Origin of the sequence: Tissierella simiarum, assembly GCF_018917865.1 — a bacterium.
GTDB classification, from domain to species: Bacteria; Bacillota; Clostridia; order Tissierellales; family Tissierellaceae; genus Tissierella_C; species Tissierella_C simiarum.
In genome coordinates, this window is record NZ_JAHLPM010000010.1 from 159,042 (window position 1) to 177,523 (window position 18,482).

Below are 18,482 nucleotides of genomic sequence, written 5' to 3' on the forward strand. Positions count from 1 at the left end.
ATTGCCAAGGTTATTCTAATATATTAGAATAACCTTGGCAAATTTAAAGTCTATTAGATTCTTTATTCTTCGTTAACCTCTATAGAAAGTCCTTTAATATGGGCTTTATTCATCATTTTATCCTTTTTTCTATCTTCTTTATTTTTAAAGATAACATTTAAATCATAATCTTCAGGATAAAGTTCATCTTTCTTAATATGAAGAGATAAGCGTTTCCTATTTACTTTAATCTTCTTTTTCATAACCATTACACCATATTCACCTTTAGAGTTTTCTTCTTCACAAATTATTCCAGTTCTATTCATAAAGCTTACAAATACACTATCTCCTATATTGAAATTATCCTTATGCTCTGCTTTTTTATTAGCCTTCTTTTTATTTTCAGCTATTTCTACTTTCTTAATTTGCTCTTTATGGTTTTCAATTTCCTCTTGATTTTCGACTATAGTTTCATATTGTTTTTCATATTCTGAATAATCCTTTTCTTCCTTATAAGTTACTGTATGCGCTCTTTTGATTAACCTTTTATCCATACCAAGTCTTAAGGCAATAAAGAATGCATTACTGTCTCCAGCTTTCCCTATATTAAGCTTATATAAGGGCTTCAAAGTATTGATATCAAATTCCATAGAGCCATTTATAAAGCCTTCCCTGTTTTGAGCAAATTCCTTTATTTCACTATAATGAGTTGTAGCACATATTGTTGCACCTTTATTATATAATTCTTCCAAAACTGCCACAGCTATACCCATGCCTTCTCCAGGATCAGTGCCTGAACCTAACTCATCTACAATAACTAGAGTATGTTTGTCTGCACAATTTAAGATATTGATTATATTTTTAATATGGGATGAAAAGGTACTCAAACTTTGTTCTATACTCTGACCATCACCAATATCTACTAATATATCTGCAAATATGCCTATTTCACTTCCTTTATCCACAGGTATATGAAGTCCAGACTGAGCCATCATAGTTAGTAGACCTACTGTTTTTAAGGCAACAGTTTTTCCTCCTGTATTTGGTCCAGTTATAACTACCCCTCTATACTCTTTGCCAATTTCAAAATTCAAAGGCACTGCTGATTTTCCAATTAGAGGGTGCCTTCCATTTTTTATATTGGTGTAATTCTCTGTGTTAAGGCTTACTTCTCTACCTTCTATAGCCTTACTGTACTTTCCTTTAGCGAAGATAAAATCATAGTTGCTCATTACTTCAATATTGATACTTAATTCTTTTTCCTTATCATATATTAAATTTGTCAAGGAAGATAAAATTCTATATACTTCCTTCTCTTCCTCAAACTTATTAATCTCTAGCTCATCTTGTAATTTTTTAACCTCTGCTGGTTCAATAAAAACTGTTGATCCACTCTGAGATTTATCATGGATACTTCCATCTATGTTCCTTCTATGCTCACTTTTAATAGGAATTACATATCTGCCATTTCTCTGACTTACTAAAGAATCTTGAATATATGATGAATATTTTCCATTTTTCAATATATTGTCTAATTTATTTCTTATTTTATCTTCTAAGATCAAGATTTTTCTCCTAGTTTTATAAAGACTAGAACTGGCCCTATCGTCTACTCTTCCTCTTACAATACATTTATCAATTTCCTCTACTACTTCATTTAATTCAAAACAAGAAAATGCATATAAGCTTACAGTCGGTGCAATATACTCTTTATCCTTCATAAACCTTTTTAATCTTCTTATATCTTTTAACAATCCTGAGATTAATTCTAAATCCTCTGGAGAAAAAATCATACCTTTCTTAATTTTTTCCGTTATAGATTTCATTCCTAATAAACCATGAATAGGAATACTTGCACTTTTATCTACAATAGCTCTAGCTTCAGTGGTTTCCTTTATAGATATTTCAATGCTTTCTTTATCTACTAAAGGTTCTAATCTATCTATACGTTCTTTAGCTATATCTGATAAAGCATATTCTTTTAATATTTCTTTGATTTTATTATATCCTAATAGTTCTACAGTTTTATTATTCAATTTTATTTCCTCCATCTTTTTATTTTTAAAAACTGTAGAGGGCTTTAAGGCTAATAACTTAGCAAAAATACAATTTTAATATATAGTTTTAATTTATTCAAAAAATAAAAAGCCATAAGGAAACAAAGCTCACTTATGGCTTAAAAGTCAATTAAATAATCCCATCATATATCTATCCTAATATATAGTATTAGCATATATTATCTTTATAGGCTTTTCTATAAATAGGCATAAAAATACTGTGCTAAAGCACAGCTTACTATTTCTCTATATAAGGGAATGTGAACCGTGTTTTTACTAAGTATATAAGCCCTAAAAAACCCACTACAAATAAACCTATATAATAGGCGTGAAATTTTTAAGACTCATTTATTAAATTACTTAGTTAAAAACGGACTCTATCACAAAAGCACTCCCCTTCATTGTATGTCTACTTATTATTATACTACTTTTCATATATTATACAATAGTATTTTATAAAATATAGTTTTCAATCATAAACTTAAAAAATCCTGCATAAGATGGATAGTGAAATCTCAAAAATTATAAAAATTATAATTAGAAATTTAAGACAAGCTCTATAACAATTTTAACAATGGAAGAGGGTGATTATTGACAAACAATTTTATGGTTAATTAATATTCTAAATATTAATTTACTGCTTGGAGGTAGGATAATGTATTTTAATGAACATAAGTTAGAAGTTATAAAAGAACTCATGACTGACGAAAATCAAGGATTAAGTCAGAAGGAAGTAAAAATAAGACAGGAAAAGTATGGTCCAAATGAATTTTCAAAAGGTAAAACGGGCTCTCCATGGGAAGGTCTATTTGATCCTATGATGATTATTCTCTTAGTTTCAGCTACTATCAGCCTATTGATCGGTGAATATGGAGATGCAATTGGTATAATATTAGCTATAATATTGGGTACCACTATAGGACTTGTAACTGAAGATCGATCTAAGAAAGCTGCCGAAGCATTGTCTAAAATGGCAGAAAATATTTCTGTTAAGTGTATACGAGATGGTGAAATAACTCTTGTACCCAAAAACGATCTAGTTCCTGGGGACATTGTTTTACTTGAAACAGGTGACATGGTTCCAGCAGACGGCAGGTTATTAGAATCTATAGAATTAAAAGTACGAGAAGATATATTGACTGGGGAATCAGATGATGTAGATAAATGTGCAGATAAGATAGTTCCAATAAAAACAATTGATTCAAATGGAAATATAATAATTCAAGAACCTATACCAGCAAAACAAATTAATATGGTTTTTGGAGGTACTTTTATAGCTTATGGTAGAGGTAAAATAGTAGTAACATCTATTGGGGATTCTACTCAAATGGGTAAAATTTCTCAAAGTCTATATGATAGTGACAACAATCAAACACCATTACAAATTAAGCTGGCCCACTTAGGACAGAATATAGCTAAAATATCTAGTTCTGTAGCAGGTCTATTGTTGATATTTATGATTATTAAAATGATATTACAAAAATCTCTGCATATAGATACTTCGGGTATAATCCCATTCTTAAATTCAATTGAACCAATTAAAAGTGCTTTCGTTGTTTGTGTAGCTCTTATGGTAGCAGCAGTCCCAGAAGGACTTCCAACAATGGTAAACATGACTCTTGGAATTACAATGCAGAAAATGGCGAAAATAAATGCATTGGTTACAAAGAAAGAGGCTTGTGAGACTATAGGTTCAGTTTCAGTTATTTGCTCTGATAAAACAGGAACTTTAACTGAAAACAAAATGACTGTAGAAACTGTATTTATGAATGGAGAATTTATGAAGAAATATGATTCAAACGAAAGTTATTTCATAGATAACTGTATTATAAATTCAACAGCAGATATAGCTTATGAAAATGACCAATGGCATTATATGGGCAGTGCTACTGAATGTGCTTTATTGGTCTACTTAAAAGACAAAGAATACTACAAGTATCGTCAGAGTAAAAATATAATGCACCAGATTCCCTTTACTTCAAAAACAAAGAGAATGGATACAGTTATTAAAGACGGCGAGGACTATATCCTTTTATCCAAAGGAGCACCGGAAATTATCTTAAATTCTTGTGGTTACGAATATATTAATGGGCAGGTTATGAAACTTACCTATGAAAGAAAAGAATTTATTATTGAACAAATAAAGAATCTTCAAATTCACGCTATGAGAGTATTAGGATTTGCTTATAAGAAAATAAATGCGATTTCTAAAGAAGCAGCTATAACTGTTGATGATAGTATAAAAACGACAGCCACAAATAATAGTGATCTTGAAAAGAACTTAGTATTTACAGGCTTTGTAGGCATTAAAGATCCTCTAAGACCCGATGTAAAGTCTTCTATTGATACTGCTAAAAAAGCTGGCGTTACTACTAAGATGCTAACTGGTGATAATATTAATACTGCTGTAGCTATAGGAAATGAACTGGGATTATTAGATAATAACAGCAGAGCTGTAGAATCAAGCTATATAGATACTCTTTCTTTTAAGGCATTAAAAGAGGAAATAAACACTATATCTATTGTAGCTAGATCAACACCAGAAACTAAAATGCGAATAGTCCAAGCTCTTCAAGATAATGGAGAAGTTGTTGCTGTTACTGGTGATGGTATAAATGATGCTCCTGCATTAGCAAAAGCTGATGTTGGAATAGCCATGGGAATAGCTGGTACAGAAGTGGCTAAAAAGGCTGCCAGTATAATCTTAACAGACGATAGTTTTAGCACTATAGTAAAAGGAATTCAATGGGGTAGAGGAATATATGAAAACTTTCAAAGGTTTGTTCAGTTTCAAATTACCGTTAATGTTGTGGCTTTTTTTATAGCAATATTATCGCAAATAACGGGACACGAAATGCCTTTTACTACTATACAGCTGTTATGGGTGAATATAATAATGGATGGTCCACCAGCATTATCTCTGGGTTTAGAACCTGTTAGAGAAAATGTATTGAAAAGAAAACCTATTAAGAAAGATGATAGCATAATAACAAAAACAATGTTTAAATCAATAATTTTTAACGCCACCTTTATTACCTTATTGTTGGTAGTACAAATGTTTTTTAATCCATTAGGAGTAGCTCTTCCTACTGCTAATAGAGGTCCTAGGTTTATACCCAATGAGATGGAAACATCATTATTTGCTTTATTTGCCTTTAGCTCATTATTTAATGCCTTTAACTGTAGAGAATTCGGATTAAAAAGTATAATTCCTAATTTTACAAAGAATAGTATTGCTTTAAAAGTTATATTAGCCACTGGATGTGCTCAAATAATTTTAATGGAATTATACAATAATTTCTTCAATACAGTACATTTAAGCTTTATCCTCTGGATAAAAATTATATTTATGGCTTCTTCTGTTATTTGGGTTAATGAAATTATAAAATTCATAGGAAGATTTATTGTATCGGAAAAATCTATGAAGGAAAAAAATCCCACATATTAAAAATATGTGGGATTCTCTCTAATCTTCTAGCATTAATCTTTCCAGTTCTAATGGTTCTATATATTTACCGTCCTTATAAGCTCTCATGTTACCACCAGAAATTTCATCTATTAAGGCTATATGTTTATCTTCTCCTATTCTTCCAAATTCAAATTTAATATCATACAGCTCCATACCTTTTTTAGCTAATTCCTCTTTTACTACATTTCCAATTTTTTTAGTAAGATCCTTTAATATTCTATATTCATCCTTTGAGAGTATCCCTAACATATCTAAAGCATCTTCTGTTATAGGCGGATCTTGGCGTTCATCATCTTTTAAAGTAATTTCTACAAAAGCATCCAAAGGTTGCCCTTCCTCTGCATACATTCCATATCTACGTAAAAAACTTCCTACTGCTCTATAACGGCAAATTACTTCTACTCCATTACCAAACATTGTAGCTGGTTTTACTATCATAGTAGCATCATTTATATTGGCGCTTACATAGTGAGTAGGTATACCCATACTGTTTAATTTTTCAAAAAAGAATTTAGTTAAAGAAAGACCTGCCTTTCCTACACCTTCTATAGTTAATCCTACAGTATTTGCTCCTGGATCAAATACACCATTTTCTCCTGTTACATCATCTTTAAATTTAAGTAAATAGTTGCCGTTCTCCATAGCATAAACATCTTTTGTTTTACCTTTATAGACTAGATTCATAATATTAGCTCCTTTGTATAAAGTTTTTTCTATCTAATAATATATATTTTCCAAAGAAAATTATCAAGAAATTCTTTTTTAATAAATTATTTCATCTACTATGTTCAATAGTGTTTAATAATGGTTTACCTATGATTATATCTACTCCCGCCATCTTAACTAATTCTACTGGAATTTTATACCACCTGCCTTTAAAACTTCTTTCCAATCGTCTAATATATGCTGTCCCTCTGTCAACACTCTCTTACTTACCTCTGTAGGTAATTTATATTTCTAACAATTTATTAACTTCTGATTCTAGCAATTTTTGCTCTTTTTGCATTTGACTCAAGTTTCTCTTTAAATCAGATAATATAAGCTCTACTTTATTATATGCATTATTTACATTTGATATAGATTCATTTATTTTGGATTGAATAAACCAATCAGCAAAAAGTCCATCAAAGAAAAAATCAGCAAACTTCGCAAAAGAACCAATATTGACTTTTATTTCAGTAAACTCGTTTACATCTAATAATTCTTTTTCGAATGTCTTTAAATAATGTTGAACATCGTACGAAAGCCTGTTTGCATCATTTATTTTTGAATGCTTCATAATATCTGAGAAAAAGTCTCCTCCAAGCATATCCCATACGCCCCAATTTTTTGCTGAATTAAGTGGCTTCTTCATCTCCATTAATGCATCAGTTACATTATTACCAGCATTTATGGCCTCTCTAACTTCTTTAATATCTAGTTTTAATTCATTTATCTTATCTAAGGAATCACGAAGTTTTCTACCTATTTCAGTATCTTCATTGATCATTGTTTCTTGCTTTGTCTTTATAACTTTTTGGTATTCTTCCTTTACTCCTGAGTAATTCATTAATTCTTTGTCACAAATTCCAATTTGATTTTCTAGCTCTTTTATAGCTAAAACACATTCATCATATTGCATTTTAGCAGCTAAGTACTCTTTTCTTTCTTTATCTAACTTATCTTCTTTCTTGCCAATAATATTTAGAAAAAAGGAACTCAAACTCATACTTTCAAGCTTTAGTACATCCTTTTCTTCTTTTTGCAATATCTTTCTTAGAGATTCTAAATTCTGTTTTTTCTTATTTAGCTCTTCAGTAGCAATAGACCTTAATGACTCTAGTTTTTCCTTAGATCTAAGGCTTTCTTTAAGATAATAAATTTCTTCATTAATTTCTCTATACACTTTGTACATCACCCCTAGTTATTATTACTTTATTTGATTATACCATAAACAGCAGTCCTAAATCTGATGGTCTAGGACTAGATTTATAGGCTATTCAACTTATTTATTATTATCTCTATGTTCTTTTCATCTAATAAATCAATCTTTTCATCTAAATATAAAATTTCATTATTTTAGAAAAAATTACCATATCGTTGGCAAAATTATAACATTTTGATTTCCTATAATACTTATGATATAATAACTGGATGTTTTATAAATTTTAAGTAAGGGATGGAAGGTAAATTGATTAGTGTAAATAATGTAAGTTTAAGGTATGGATCTCAAAAATTATTTGATGATGTAAACTTAATGTTTACCCCTGGTAATTGTTATGGTGTAATTGGAGCTAATGGTGCTGGGAAGAGTACCTTCTTAAAGATTTTATCTGGTGAAATCGAGCCAAATACTGGGGATGTTTCTATTGATAAAAAAATTCGTATGTCAGTCTTGAAACAAGATCACTATGAATACGATGAGTACCAAGTAATTCAAACTGTTATTATGGGCAATAAAAGACTATACGAAATAATGATAGAAAAAGATCTAATATATGCGAAAGAAGATTTTTCTGATGAAGATGGAATAAAAGCCTCGGAATTAGAAGCAGAGTTTGCAGAAATGGACGGATGGAGTGCTGAGTCAGAAGCTTCTTCTTTATTACAAGGCTTAGGTATAGGTACTGAACTTCATGATAAGAAGGTAGCTGATTTAACTGGTAATGAAAAGGTAAAAGTACTGCTAGCTCAAGCTTTATTTGGTAAACCTGGCATACTTATACTCGATGAGCCTACTAACCATCTTGATGTAAAAGCTGTTAGGTGGTTACAGGAATTTTTAGGAGATTTTGAGGGTACTGTTATAGTAGTATCCCATGATAGACATTTTCTAAATGAAGTATGTACTCATATGGTAGATATTGACTTTGGTAAAATTAAAATGGTTGTTGGAAACTATGATTTCTGGTACGAATCAAGCCAATTAGCTCTTCAAATGATGAAAGACCAAAACAAGAAAAAGGAAGATAAGATTAAAGAATTACAAGACTTTATAGCTAAGTTTAGTGCCAATGCATCCAAGTCTAAACAAGCAACTTCTCGTAAAAAGTTACTGGATAAAATAACTTTAGATGATATTATACCTTCTACAAGGAGATATCCTTTTGTTAGCTTCAATATAGAAAGAGAAGTTGGTAATGAAATTCTAACAGTAGAGGATATTTCTAAGACAGTAGATGGTGTAAAGGTATTAGATAATGTAAGTTTTAGAGTTAATAAAGGGGACAAGATTGCTTTTATTGGAGAAGAAACAGGAATTACCACTTTATTTAAAATTTTAACAGGTGAAATGGAACCTGATAACGGCAGCTATAAATGGGGTCTTACAATCACTAAGTCATATTTTCCAAAAGACAATTCTGAGTTTTTCAATGATGTAGATTTAAGTCTTATAGATTGGCTACGTCAATTTTCAGTAGAACAGTCTGAAATATATTTACGTGGATTTTTAGGTAGAATGTTATTCTCTGGAGATGAGGCTTTGAAAAAAGCTAAAGTTTTATCTGGTGGAGAAAAAGTTCGTTGTATGCTATCTAAGATGATGTTGAATAATTCTAACGTTCTTATACTGGACCAGCCTACCAACCATTTAGACCTTGAGTCTATAACTTCCGTGAATAATGGTCTAAGAGATTTTAAGGGCAATGTTTTATTCACTTCTCACGATCATCAATTTATTCAAACTATAGCAAATAGAATTATCGAAATAAAACCAGATGGCTACAATGATAGAGTCATGACATATGAAGAGTATATAGAAAAGTTTTATTAAAAAAATACCATGAAACAAATGTAATAGGTCATAAGAAATACAATTAACAACAAAAGGGTATAGCATTAATGCTATACCCTTTTGTCAACAATCTGAGGGGTTACCATTCTGGTAACCGCTATCTGTTTACACTTTATTGAGCAAGATTATTTTGAACTAAATCACTGAAATATAAAGCATTGTTATTATCTACTTTAGGCATATTAACAATTATATCTTTGTTAATATTATAAATCTTTGTATTGAAGTTTATTTCTATATTTAATACAGGAGTTTCTTGTTCTACTGCATCACTTTCTACTATATCACTATTTTTAAAAGCTTTTTCTATAGCTCCTAAATCAATACTTAAATCCATTTTACCAGCTTCATGAGCAATGTATCCGTCACTATTAATACCATACTCAATAACTAATCCCTTATCTCCTAGAATCTTCACATCCTCAAATTTATCCATAAATTCATTAAATTGTTTTTTAATTTGTGGAAGATCTTGTTGGAATTTATCTAGGTTTTGACTCAATTCTTGTTTCTCCTCATCTGTTCCATCTATAGCACCCATTACTCCATTAAAATACTCTTTAATAAAGTTTATAGTATTTTCATCTTCCAGATAACTATTTCCTGCATATCTAACAAGCTTTTTAAAGGATGCATCATCTAATTTAACTTCATAAATAGATAAGGATCTTCCATTAACAGTTCTTGTACCTTTGAAAGCACCTACTTCAAATCCAGGATCAAATTTTGTATAGTAATCTTTTAATAAATTCATTAGCTTAGGTTGAATTTCTTTACTAAAATCAGTTAATTTATCAAGATTAACTCCTTCTTTTCCTGTATTCATCATTTCCGCGAAGTCATAAACTATGAACTCTTTGTTTTCACCTTCTGGAGCCATTGTACTCATCATAGCAGATGGTAATTTTATGATTTCTACTAGCTTAGGTGTATCGGTAGACATATCTGCCTCAACCCAAACTTGCATATCCATCTTCATGTCACCTAAATTAAAATCTGTATTTACATAAGATTTAGCTATTGTTTTTTCTTCATTTTGCACTGTTCTTTGATACATCTTAAACTCTGAATTATTTAGCATCTTGCTTATTTCCTCAATAGTTTGTTGCTGTTCTGCTGGGAAATTCTTAGCCTCTACCTTAAATGTAAGATTTGTATCACTTTCCATTGACATTATGTCTTGAGATTTTTTAAAAGCATTATAAAGCTTTATCTCACTGTTAGTACAACCAGTAAAGGCCATTGATAATGCTAGTATTAATGCTAAAATCGATACTTTTTTCATATTCCTACCTCCTAATTCGTTTATTATTACCATTGTACTTTATATATTATATACCATAAATAGACTAGAAACAAATTAGAAATAAAAATTATTTTTGGGACTTTTTCCCTATTTCTGCATTATCTTAAATTACTAAATTCTACTTCTATTTTCTTTTCTTCTCCATCCCTTATAATTTCTAATGTAGCTTTATCTCCTTGACTATATTTATAAAGGGTTTTCTTTAATTGATTCATATTTTCAACCTTTTGGTCATCAATTTTTACTATTACATCTCCACTTCTTAAACCAGCCTTACTAGCAGGTGAATCAGCAGCTACTTCAATAACTATTACTCCATTGTCTATACTTAAATCAATTCCTAATTGTCTTTCATAAACATTTACTTCAACTCCTGTTATTCCTATAAATACTGTCTTATAAGTACCTTCTTTAATTACCTGCTGAATAATAGGTTTTACTATATTTATAGGTATAGAGAATCCTAATCCTTCACCTGTCTTTATTTTAGCTGTATTTATACCAATTACGTCTCCTTTGCTATTTAGAAGGGGTCCCCCACTATTTCCAGGATTTATAGAAGCATCTGTTTGAATTAAGTCTTCAATTATATTATTTTCATCTACTCTAATAGACCTATGAAGCCCACTAATAATCCCTGAAGTTACTGTTCTCTGAAATTCTAAACCTAATGGATTTCCTATGGCTACTGCAATTTCTCCTACTTCTAGTTTATCAGAATCTCCTAATGTGGCTACAGGTAATCCTGTTTCTTCTACTTTCACTATTGCTAAGTCTAAAGCCGCATCGTTCCATAACACTTTTCCTGGCTTTTTATCTCCATTTTCAAACAACACTGTTATTTCTTTTGCATTTCCATCTCCAACAACATGAGAGTTTGTTAGTATATATCCATTACTATCTACTATTACTCCAGATCCTACTCCTTCTACTTCTCTTTCAGCAAAAGCATATCTTTGAATTTCTATTGTAGTTATTCCTACTACACTACTCATAGCTTTTTTAGCTACTGCTGATACAGTATTTATATCATCTCCTGTTGTAATATTCATGGTTTGAGAAGTTTGATACTGCTGTTCATTAGGTGAAGGTAATATGCTGCCATACAGATACTTTGGTCCTACGTAAGCTGATATTAAACCACCAATAATAGAAGCTATTAAAGCTACTGCAAGATAGGACATTAAATTCCCTTTCTTTAAAAACTTCTTTTTCTTTGGTTTATCCTTTTTAATAGCCTCCTCCTTAATCGTGTCTTCTTTACTGGTATCTTCATCACTTTCATAAATCGTATACTCTAAGGTTTCTATTATATTATCTTTTTCAATATTATTTCTTTCTTCATCCATGTTCAAAACCTCCTTTAATTATTTTCTATACCTATACTTTAATAAACAATTGTAAAAAGAGTATGGATAGATTGTGTTTTTGTTGTGAAATTATGTTTTCTAAATTTCACAATTTCCCATAAAGTTTTCATCATAATGCCATAATTTTATTGCATACTAGTAATGGGTAGATATTTTTTTAAAGCTAATAAGCTTTAAAGGACGTGATGAAACATCACGTCCATTTTGTTATAATATAAATAGTATTTATTATAATAGAGGAGGTTTAAGCATGTCCTTTCAAATTTATTTAGTGGAAGATGACAGTAATTTAAATTTAGTTTTAACTTCCTATTTACAAAAAGAAGGATGGAAAGTTTCCTCTTTCTTAAGAGGAGAAGAGGCAAAAAAAGCAATTAATAATCCTCCCGATTTATGGATATTGGATATTATGCTTCCAGATATAGATGGATATCATCTTCTTCAAGAAATAAAATTAACTTCTCCAAAGGTTCCTGTAATTTTTATTTCTGCTAGAGATGCTGATATAGATAGAGTTGTTGGATTAGAACTAGGTGGAGATGATTATTTACCTAAACCTTTCCTTCCTAGAGAATTAGTTATTAGAACTCGTAATCTTTTAGAACGTATTTATGGAACGGACTTAGAGATTCAGACTATTCCACCTTACAATATCAACGAAAAAAGCAGAATAGTTAAACTAGAAAATGAAATTATTGATCTTACATCAAAAGAATTCGATCTTTTAATTCATTTTGCAAAAAATCAAGGAATCGCTCTTTCAAGAGAGCAAATCCTTACTTGTATTTGGGGAGATGATTACTTTGGATCTGATCGTGTAGTTGATGATTTAGTGAGACGTTTACGAAAAAAAATGCCCCTTCTAAATCTTGAAACCATTTATGGGTATGGATACAGGATGATAGAATCATGAAAAATTCTCCATTATCAGTCCAAATTTGGTCAGTATTTGCTGTAATTACCTTATGTATATCTATATTATTGTCAATTATACTTCCATTGACTTTAAGAGACTTTTTTACTAATGAAATCTATGCTACTATTGAAAATTCTCAAAACCTGATATTTAACCAATTTGATAGCGAAATATATAGAGATTTTATTGAGTCAGAAATATTTGGTAAGAAAAGTCAAAAACTTGAAAACGCCCGTACAGTTAATCATTTTCTAATATATGACCAAAATCAAGTAATACTTTCTTCACCTCTTTCTATGGAGTTTCTGAATAAAGTAAAAAGTGAAATAGGAGAACAAAAAAAGATTAGCCAACAGTATAGTGGTGAAATAGATAATGAAAAAATATTTTATGTTATAACAAAAGGAAGGGCACTAGGAAAAGATGTTTTTCTAGTTTCTTATATGGGCGATTCTTATAGAGAAGACTTAGTTCAAACCTTATTTAGGAAATTAGCACTAATTATGACTTTAGTTTTCCTCTTTAGTTGGATACCTGCTATAGGGCTAGCGAAATATTTATCTAATCCATTGGTCAGTTTAGAAAAGCGTGTTAAAAAACTTGCTGATCATGAATGGAATGAGCCTGTACAGCTTGATAGAAAAGATGAAATAGGAAAACTAGGTCAATCAATAGAACAGTTGAGAAATCAACTAATTCATCAAGATGAGATTCAGCAGTCTTTCTTACAACATGTATCTCATGAGTTAAAAACTCCCGTTATGGTTATTCGTAGTTATGCACAAGCAATTATAGATGGAATATATCCAAAAGGAAATTTAGATTGTTCTGTACAGGTAATAGATGAAGAAGCTGAAAGATTAGAAAAACAGATACGAAACTTACTTTATCTAACCAAACTCGACTATTTATCTAACCATGAGCTTTCTAGAGAAAATTTTTCTATAGATGATCTAATTAGAAATGTAGTCGAAAGACTGTCTTGGCAAAAAAGCCAATTAAAATGGTCTTTAGATTTATCTCCTGTAAATGTTAATGGTGATATGGAACAATGGAGAGTAGTTTTAGAAAATCTATTAGATAACCAAATCCGCTATGCCAACAGTCACATTCTTGTAGAATTGAAACAAGAAAAAGATAATAAGGCTTTCCTTAAGATTTGGAATGATGGTCCACCTATTGAGCAAGAAATTATAGAAACCTTATTTAATAAATTTAACAAAGGCTATAAAGGGGAGTTTGGTCTAGGTTTAGCCATTGTTCAGAGAATTGTAACATTACACGGTTCTAAAATTTGGGCTAAAAATGAAGACGAAGGTGTATCTTTCTATATAGAAATTCATGTTTAACAAAAATTGTATGGTAATTCTATAGAATTATCATACAATTTTTTATTCTAGTTTCTAAGAGTTGCCTTTATTCGATTTTCATTTAAAATTACTTTTAATGCATCAATAATAGATTTCGTGACTATATCAGCATAGGCAAGAAGTTTTCCAGAGGTTCCTTCTCCTTCAATTACGGCAATAGCTAAAACAGACTCTTTAAACATAGGTATATCATTAAAGCCATTACCTATACATACGGTTTTCTCTCCACCTAATTTATTTACTATATCCTTTTTAGATTCTCCTGCATTTTCTTTTGGAAAAGTCATCACTGTTACACCTATATCTCTACACTCTCTTTCTACAGTTCCATAAGTGTCTGCTGTTAATATATATATGTTTGCCTGTTTTTTTAGCTCTAATAATAGATCCTTAACACCTTCTAATATTTTTCCATCAACTGCTATAGTCCCATTATAATCAAATACTATATTTTCTATTTCTACTGTTTCTCTTCCTGGTATATCATACATTAGCATAAATCCATCTCCCATATAAAAATTATCCATATATTCCTTCTATATATTCTTTTGTTCTTTTATCTTTAGGATTGTTAAACATCTCTTTAGTTTCTCCAAACTCTACTAATTCTCCATCTAACATAAATGCTGTATAATCGGATATTCTTTTAGCTTGAGATAAGTTATGAGTTACTATAATTATGGTATAATCTTTGGAAAAATTTAAGAGCATCTCTTCTATATTTGCTGTATTTTTAATATCTAAGGCAGAACAAGGTTCATCTAATAATAATATTTCTGGGTCTACTGTAAGGGCTCTAGCTATGCAAAGTCTTTGTTGTTGCCCTCCTGAAAGTTTCATAGCCGACATATTCAAATCTTCATGGGTTTCATGAAAAAGGCCTGCCATTTTAAGGGTTTTGTCTACTATAGAGTCCAATTCTTTTTTATCCTTTATGCCGTAATATCTTGGAGCATAAGTTAAGTTTTTATATATTGAAAAAGGAAAAGGTGCTGGTTTTTGAAATACTATGCCTATTTTTTTCCTTATATCGTCTTTTCTATAGGACAATATATTTTTATCTTCAAATAATATTTCTCCTGTAAAATTACCTCCATTTTCTTCTATCATAAGATTTAAAGTTGTAAGAAAAGTGGACTTTCCACAACCTGATGGACCTATTATAGATGTTATCTTGTTCTTCTTTATATTTATTGATAAATCCTTCAATATTTTTTTATCCCCATATCCAACTGATAAATCCTTTATTTTAAGTATATCCATCTAATTATGCTCCTTTCTCTTCATACCTAGCAGCATTGAAATAAAATTTATTATAAGCAAAATTACTATAAGAATAAGAGCTGTTCCATAAGACTTTTCAAGAGATATTCCTTCTCCAGTTAATATGTATAAATGGAATGGGAGTGCCATAACCGGAGAAGATAGAGACCTAGGGACTGGAGCAAATATAACAGCTGCTGTTAATACAATAGGTGCAGCAGCTCCCATTGCAAAACCTCCAGCTAAAGTTATTGTAGATATTATATCTGATTTACATAGAGGTAAAATAAGTTTAAAAATTGTATAAACCTTAGATACTCCAAGAGCATAAGATGATTCTATTATAGACTTGTCTACCTCTCTTAAAATTTTTTCTACCCTTACTTGAATATAAGGAAATATCATAATACCTAAAGTTATACCTCCAGATAGTAAAGATCTCCCTAGTTTTAAATACATTACTAATAAAGTATATCCAAACAAACCTAATACTATGGAAGGAACCCCTGCCATACATTGTATTATTAAATGAACTATATTTTCTATTTTCTTAACATTACAATAAAATACCGTATATATAGCTGTTGAAATAGCTAGTATAGAAGCAAATATACAGGCTATAACCATAAGCAGAAGACTTCCAATTATAGCGGGAAATACTCCTCCTTCAGATCCTAAGGGCATCCCTTTTGGATTGCCAAATATAAATTCTAAATTAATAGAATCAAAGCCATTCTTGAATATATATCCAAAAATATAAACGACTATAATGAACAAAACTAATGTACTCATAGTAAGCCATATTTTAAAAATAGAATCTTTTATTTTTTCACTCATATTTACCAGTCCTTATATATTTTTTAAACATCTATGCTCTTTCTGATAAAGTATAATATTATATTTATTAAAAGCAGTATTATCATAAGTATAAAGCCTGAAGCAAAAAGACCATGATAATGTAAACTTCCTACTTCTGCCATACCCATTTCCAAAGCTATAAGAGAAGGAATAGTTTGACATTTCTTAAGGAGCTTAGGCATTATAGGAGCATTTCCTATAACCATCATAACTGCCATAGTCTCTCCCATTCCTCTACCTAAAGCCAAAACCACACCTGCCAGAATAGCTCGCCTACTTTCAGGTATTACTATTTTTCTTATCATATAGCTCTTAGATACACCTAATGCACTAGAATATTGATAATACTCTTTATATACCTTTTCCATTGATTCACTACAAGTAGATATAATATAAGGAAGTATCATTATTGAAATTAAGATTCCGCCTGCTAGCACTGATTCTCCTGAAGGAAAAGAAAATCTAACCTCAAAAAATTTTACTAATACTAACAAACCTATAAAACCATATACTACAGAAGGTATTCCTGCTAATATATCTATAATTCCTCTTACGTATCTCTTGAACCTCTCCCCTGTATAATTAGATAATACAATAGCACTGCCAACCCCTATTGGTAATGCTATTAGAATCCCTATTAAAGATACATATATAGTTCCTAAAATAATTGGAAATATTGATAGTTTATTAGGGTCACCTAGCGGATTCCAGGTCCTACCAGTAATGAATTTTAGTATAGGAACTTCTCTAAAGAAAATAAAGCTTTCCTTAAATATAAATATAACTATAAAAATAAGAATTAGTAGGGAAAATAAGGTCAGTAGTTTAATTACCGTACTAAATATTTTTTCTCCTATGTTTTTCACACAATCACCTCAAAAAAATTCAGAGGTATATCCTCTGAATTTAGTTTGCTGGCACGAAGCCCATCTTTTCAATAATTTCGGACCCTTTACTAGATGTAACCATATCCATGAACGCTTGTTGCCCTGGATTAAGTTCACCATTTTTAACTACTATAAGAGGTCTAGATATTTTATATGAACCATCTACTATGTTTTCTTTTGTTGGTTCAACTCCATCAACTTTTAAAGGAACAAGTTTACCTAGATTTTGATTAACCATACCAAAAGAAGCATAGCCTATAGCATCCTTATTTTCTATTACTTTAGTAACTAATGCACCCATTGAAGGAGCTTGTATAGCATCTTCTCTAACTGATGTATCACCCATCACACTTTTTTGGAATACTTCGTGAGCTCCACCACCTAAATCTCTAATAACTACTACTATTTCATTATGTGGAAGACTACTGTCTACATCATCCCAGTATTTATATTCTCCTGAAAATATCTTCTTTACTTCTTCTGTACTTAAATCATCTTTTATTTTAGTTAGAGGATTTTCTGGATTTATAGAAATAGTTAAGGCATCTATACCAAGTAAAAATTCCTTAGCATTCCCTATCTTTTCTTTTTCTTCATCTTTAATTCCTCTTGCTAACATACCAAAGTCACTGGTTCCATCAAGAACTGCTTTAACTCCAGCACCAGATCCTCCGGCTGAAACATATATAGCTATATTTTCACTTGGAAAACTTGAATCAACTTTATCCCAAGTAGTAAATTCCTCTATAAAATCAGTAGCTATAGCTGATATTACAGGTGCTAATGTAGATGAACCGTTGAAGGTCATTTGAGCTTTAAATTCTTCTGTTTCTTTTCCTGTATTCTCATTAACATTGTTCTCTGGTTGTCCATTTACTGTAGTTTCTGGATCTTGCTTTGAACATCCAGTTAAAGCTAGTCCAAATATTAATAAAATACATAGAAATAAGCTAATATGTTTTTTCATTGTTTTTCCTCCTTATATGTAATTTATCATTACATATCAAATTGTATTATTTCTATCAATCTATTTCCAATTAATATTTTTTATTTGCATTTAGTTTGTTATTAATTTTATCTATATGTAAAAAGTAAAATGAGTCAACAACAAAGTGAACTGACCCATGTCAAGTAGACAGATAATTTAATTAAAATATTATACACATATAGATGCATGGTTTCGATATTCTAAAGGAGCCATGCATCCTAGTCTTTTTTGAAATCTTTTTTCA

General features: G+C 30.3%; 14 protein-coding genes. 4 read left to right on the top strand and 10 right to left on the bottom strand.

Annotated features, from left to right (window positions below; genetic code table 11):
• Positions 1-62: 62 nt before the first annotated feature.
• On the bottom strand, positions 63-2,015 hold the full coding sequence (locus KQI42_RS12855) for an endonuclease MutS2 (RefSeq protein ID WP_216520376.1): 1,953 nt from the start codon (positions 2,013-2,015) through the stop codon (positions 63-65).
• A 676-nt stretch (positions 2,016-2,691) separates the two neighbouring features.
• Between KQI42_RS12855 and KQI42_RS12860 the strand changes: the two genes are divergently transcribed.
• Positions 2,692-5,484 (top strand): calcium-translocating P-type ATPase, PMCA-type, encoded by a 2,793-nt coding sequence (locus KQI42_RS12860; RefSeq protein WP_216520377.1) that lies wholly within the window; start codon positions 2,692-2,694, stop codon positions 5,482-5,484.
• A gap of 18 nt (positions 5,485-5,502) precedes the next feature.
• Here KQI42_RS12860 and KQI42_RS12865 read toward each other — a convergent pair whose 3' ends face one another.
• Both KQI42_RS12865 and KQI42_RS12870 read right to left on the bottom strand, forming a co-directional pair.
• Positions 5,503-6,189, bottom strand: a complete 687-nt coding sequence (locus KQI42_RS12865; protein WP_216520379.1) for a phosphoribosylaminoimidazolesuccinocarboxamide synthase — start codon at positions 6,187-6,189, stop codon at positions 5,503-5,505.
• A 265-nt stretch (positions 6,190-6,454) separates the two neighbouring features.
• Positions 6,455-7,390 carry a hypothetical protein gene (locus KQI42_RS12870; RefSeq protein ID WP_216520380.1) on the bottom strand — a complete coding sequence of 312 codons (936 nt, stop codon included), beginning with the start codon at positions 7,388-7,390 and terminating at the stop codon, positions 6,455-6,457.
• A 285-nt stretch (positions 7,391-7,675) separates the two neighbouring features.
• On the opposite strand from KQI42_RS12870, the gene KQI42_RS12875 reads away from it, so the two are divergent.
• The gene (locus tag KQI42_RS12875) at positions 7,676-9,259 is read left to right on the top strand and encodes an ABC-F family ATP-binding cassette domain-containing protein (RefSeq protein ID WP_216520383.1); all 1,584 of its coding nucleotides are present in this window, start codon (positions 7,676-7,678) and stop codon (positions 9,257-9,259) included.
• A 133-nt stretch (positions 9,260-9,392) separates the two neighbouring features.
• On the opposite strand, the gene KQI42_RS12880 is transcribed toward KQI42_RS12875, so the two are convergent.
• Positions 9,393-10,565: a hypothetical protein gene (locus KQI42_RS12880; protein ID WP_216520385.1), complete on the bottom strand. Its 1,173-nt coding sequence runs from the start codon at positions 10,563-10,565 to the stop codon at positions 9,393-9,395.
• A gap of 119 nt (positions 10,566-10,684) precedes the next feature.
• The gene (gene htrA / locus KQI42_RS12885) at positions 10,685-11,935 is read right to left on the bottom strand and encodes a serine protease HtrA (protein WP_216520395.1); all 1,251 of its coding nucleotides are present in this window, start codon (positions 11,933-11,935) and stop codon (positions 10,685-10,687) included.
• 271 nt (positions 11,936-12,206) lie between these two features.
• Between htrA and KQI42_RS12890 the strand changes: the two genes are divergently transcribed.
• The gene (locus KQI42_RS12890) at positions 12,207-12,869 is read left to right on the top strand and encodes a response regulator transcription factor (RefSeq protein ID WP_216520397.1); all 663 of its coding nucleotides are present in this window, start codon (positions 12,207-12,209) and stop codon (positions 12,867-12,869) included.
• Positions 12,866-14,221, top strand: coding sequence for a sensor histidine kinase (locus tag KQI42_RS12895; RefSeq protein ID WP_216520399.1), 1,356 nt, complete (start codon positions 12,866-12,868; stop codon positions 14,219-14,221). The genes KQI42_RS12890 and KQI42_RS12895 overlap by 4 nt, the downstream gene beginning before the upstream one ends.
• Positions 14,222-14,268: 47 nt before the next feature.
• On the opposite strand, the gene KQI42_RS12900 is transcribed toward KQI42_RS12895, so the two are convergent.
• Genes KQI42_RS12900 through KQI42_RS12920 form a run of 5 tightly spaced genes read right to left on the bottom strand, consistent with a single transcriptional unit; the run spans position 14,269 to position 18,217 of the window.
• Entirely contained in the window at positions 14,269-14,769 is a 501-nt protein-coding gene (locus KQI42_RS12900; protein WP_246566479.1) for an HAD family hydrolase, read from the bottom strand.
• Positions 14,762-15,505, bottom strand: a complete 744-nt coding sequence (locus KQI42_RS12905; protein ID WP_216520400.1) for a phosphate ABC transporter ATP-binding protein — start codon at positions 15,503-15,505, stop codon at positions 14,762-14,764. Before KQI42_RS12905 ends, KQI42_RS12900 begins: the two co-directional genes overlap by 8 nt.
• Entirely contained in the window at positions 15,506-16,342 is an 837-nt protein-coding gene (gene pstA / locus KQI42_RS12910) for a phosphate ABC transporter permease PstA (protein WP_216520402.1), read from the bottom strand. It abuts the gene before it with no gap.
• A 23-nt stretch (positions 16,343-16,365) separates the two neighbouring features.
• The gene (pstC, locus tag KQI42_RS12915; protein WP_216520404.1) at positions 16,366-17,229 is read right to left on the bottom strand and encodes a phosphate ABC transporter permease subunit PstC; all 864 of its coding nucleotides are present in this window, start codon (positions 17,227-17,229) and stop codon (positions 16,366-16,368) included.
• Between the two features lie 40 nt (positions 17,230-17,269).
• A complete protein-coding gene (locus KQI42_RS12920; protein ID WP_216520406.1) occupies positions 17,270-18,217 on the bottom strand; it encodes a phosphate ABC transporter substrate-binding protein in 948 nt (315 codons plus the stop codon).
• Positions 18,218-18,482: the final 265 nt, after the last annotated feature.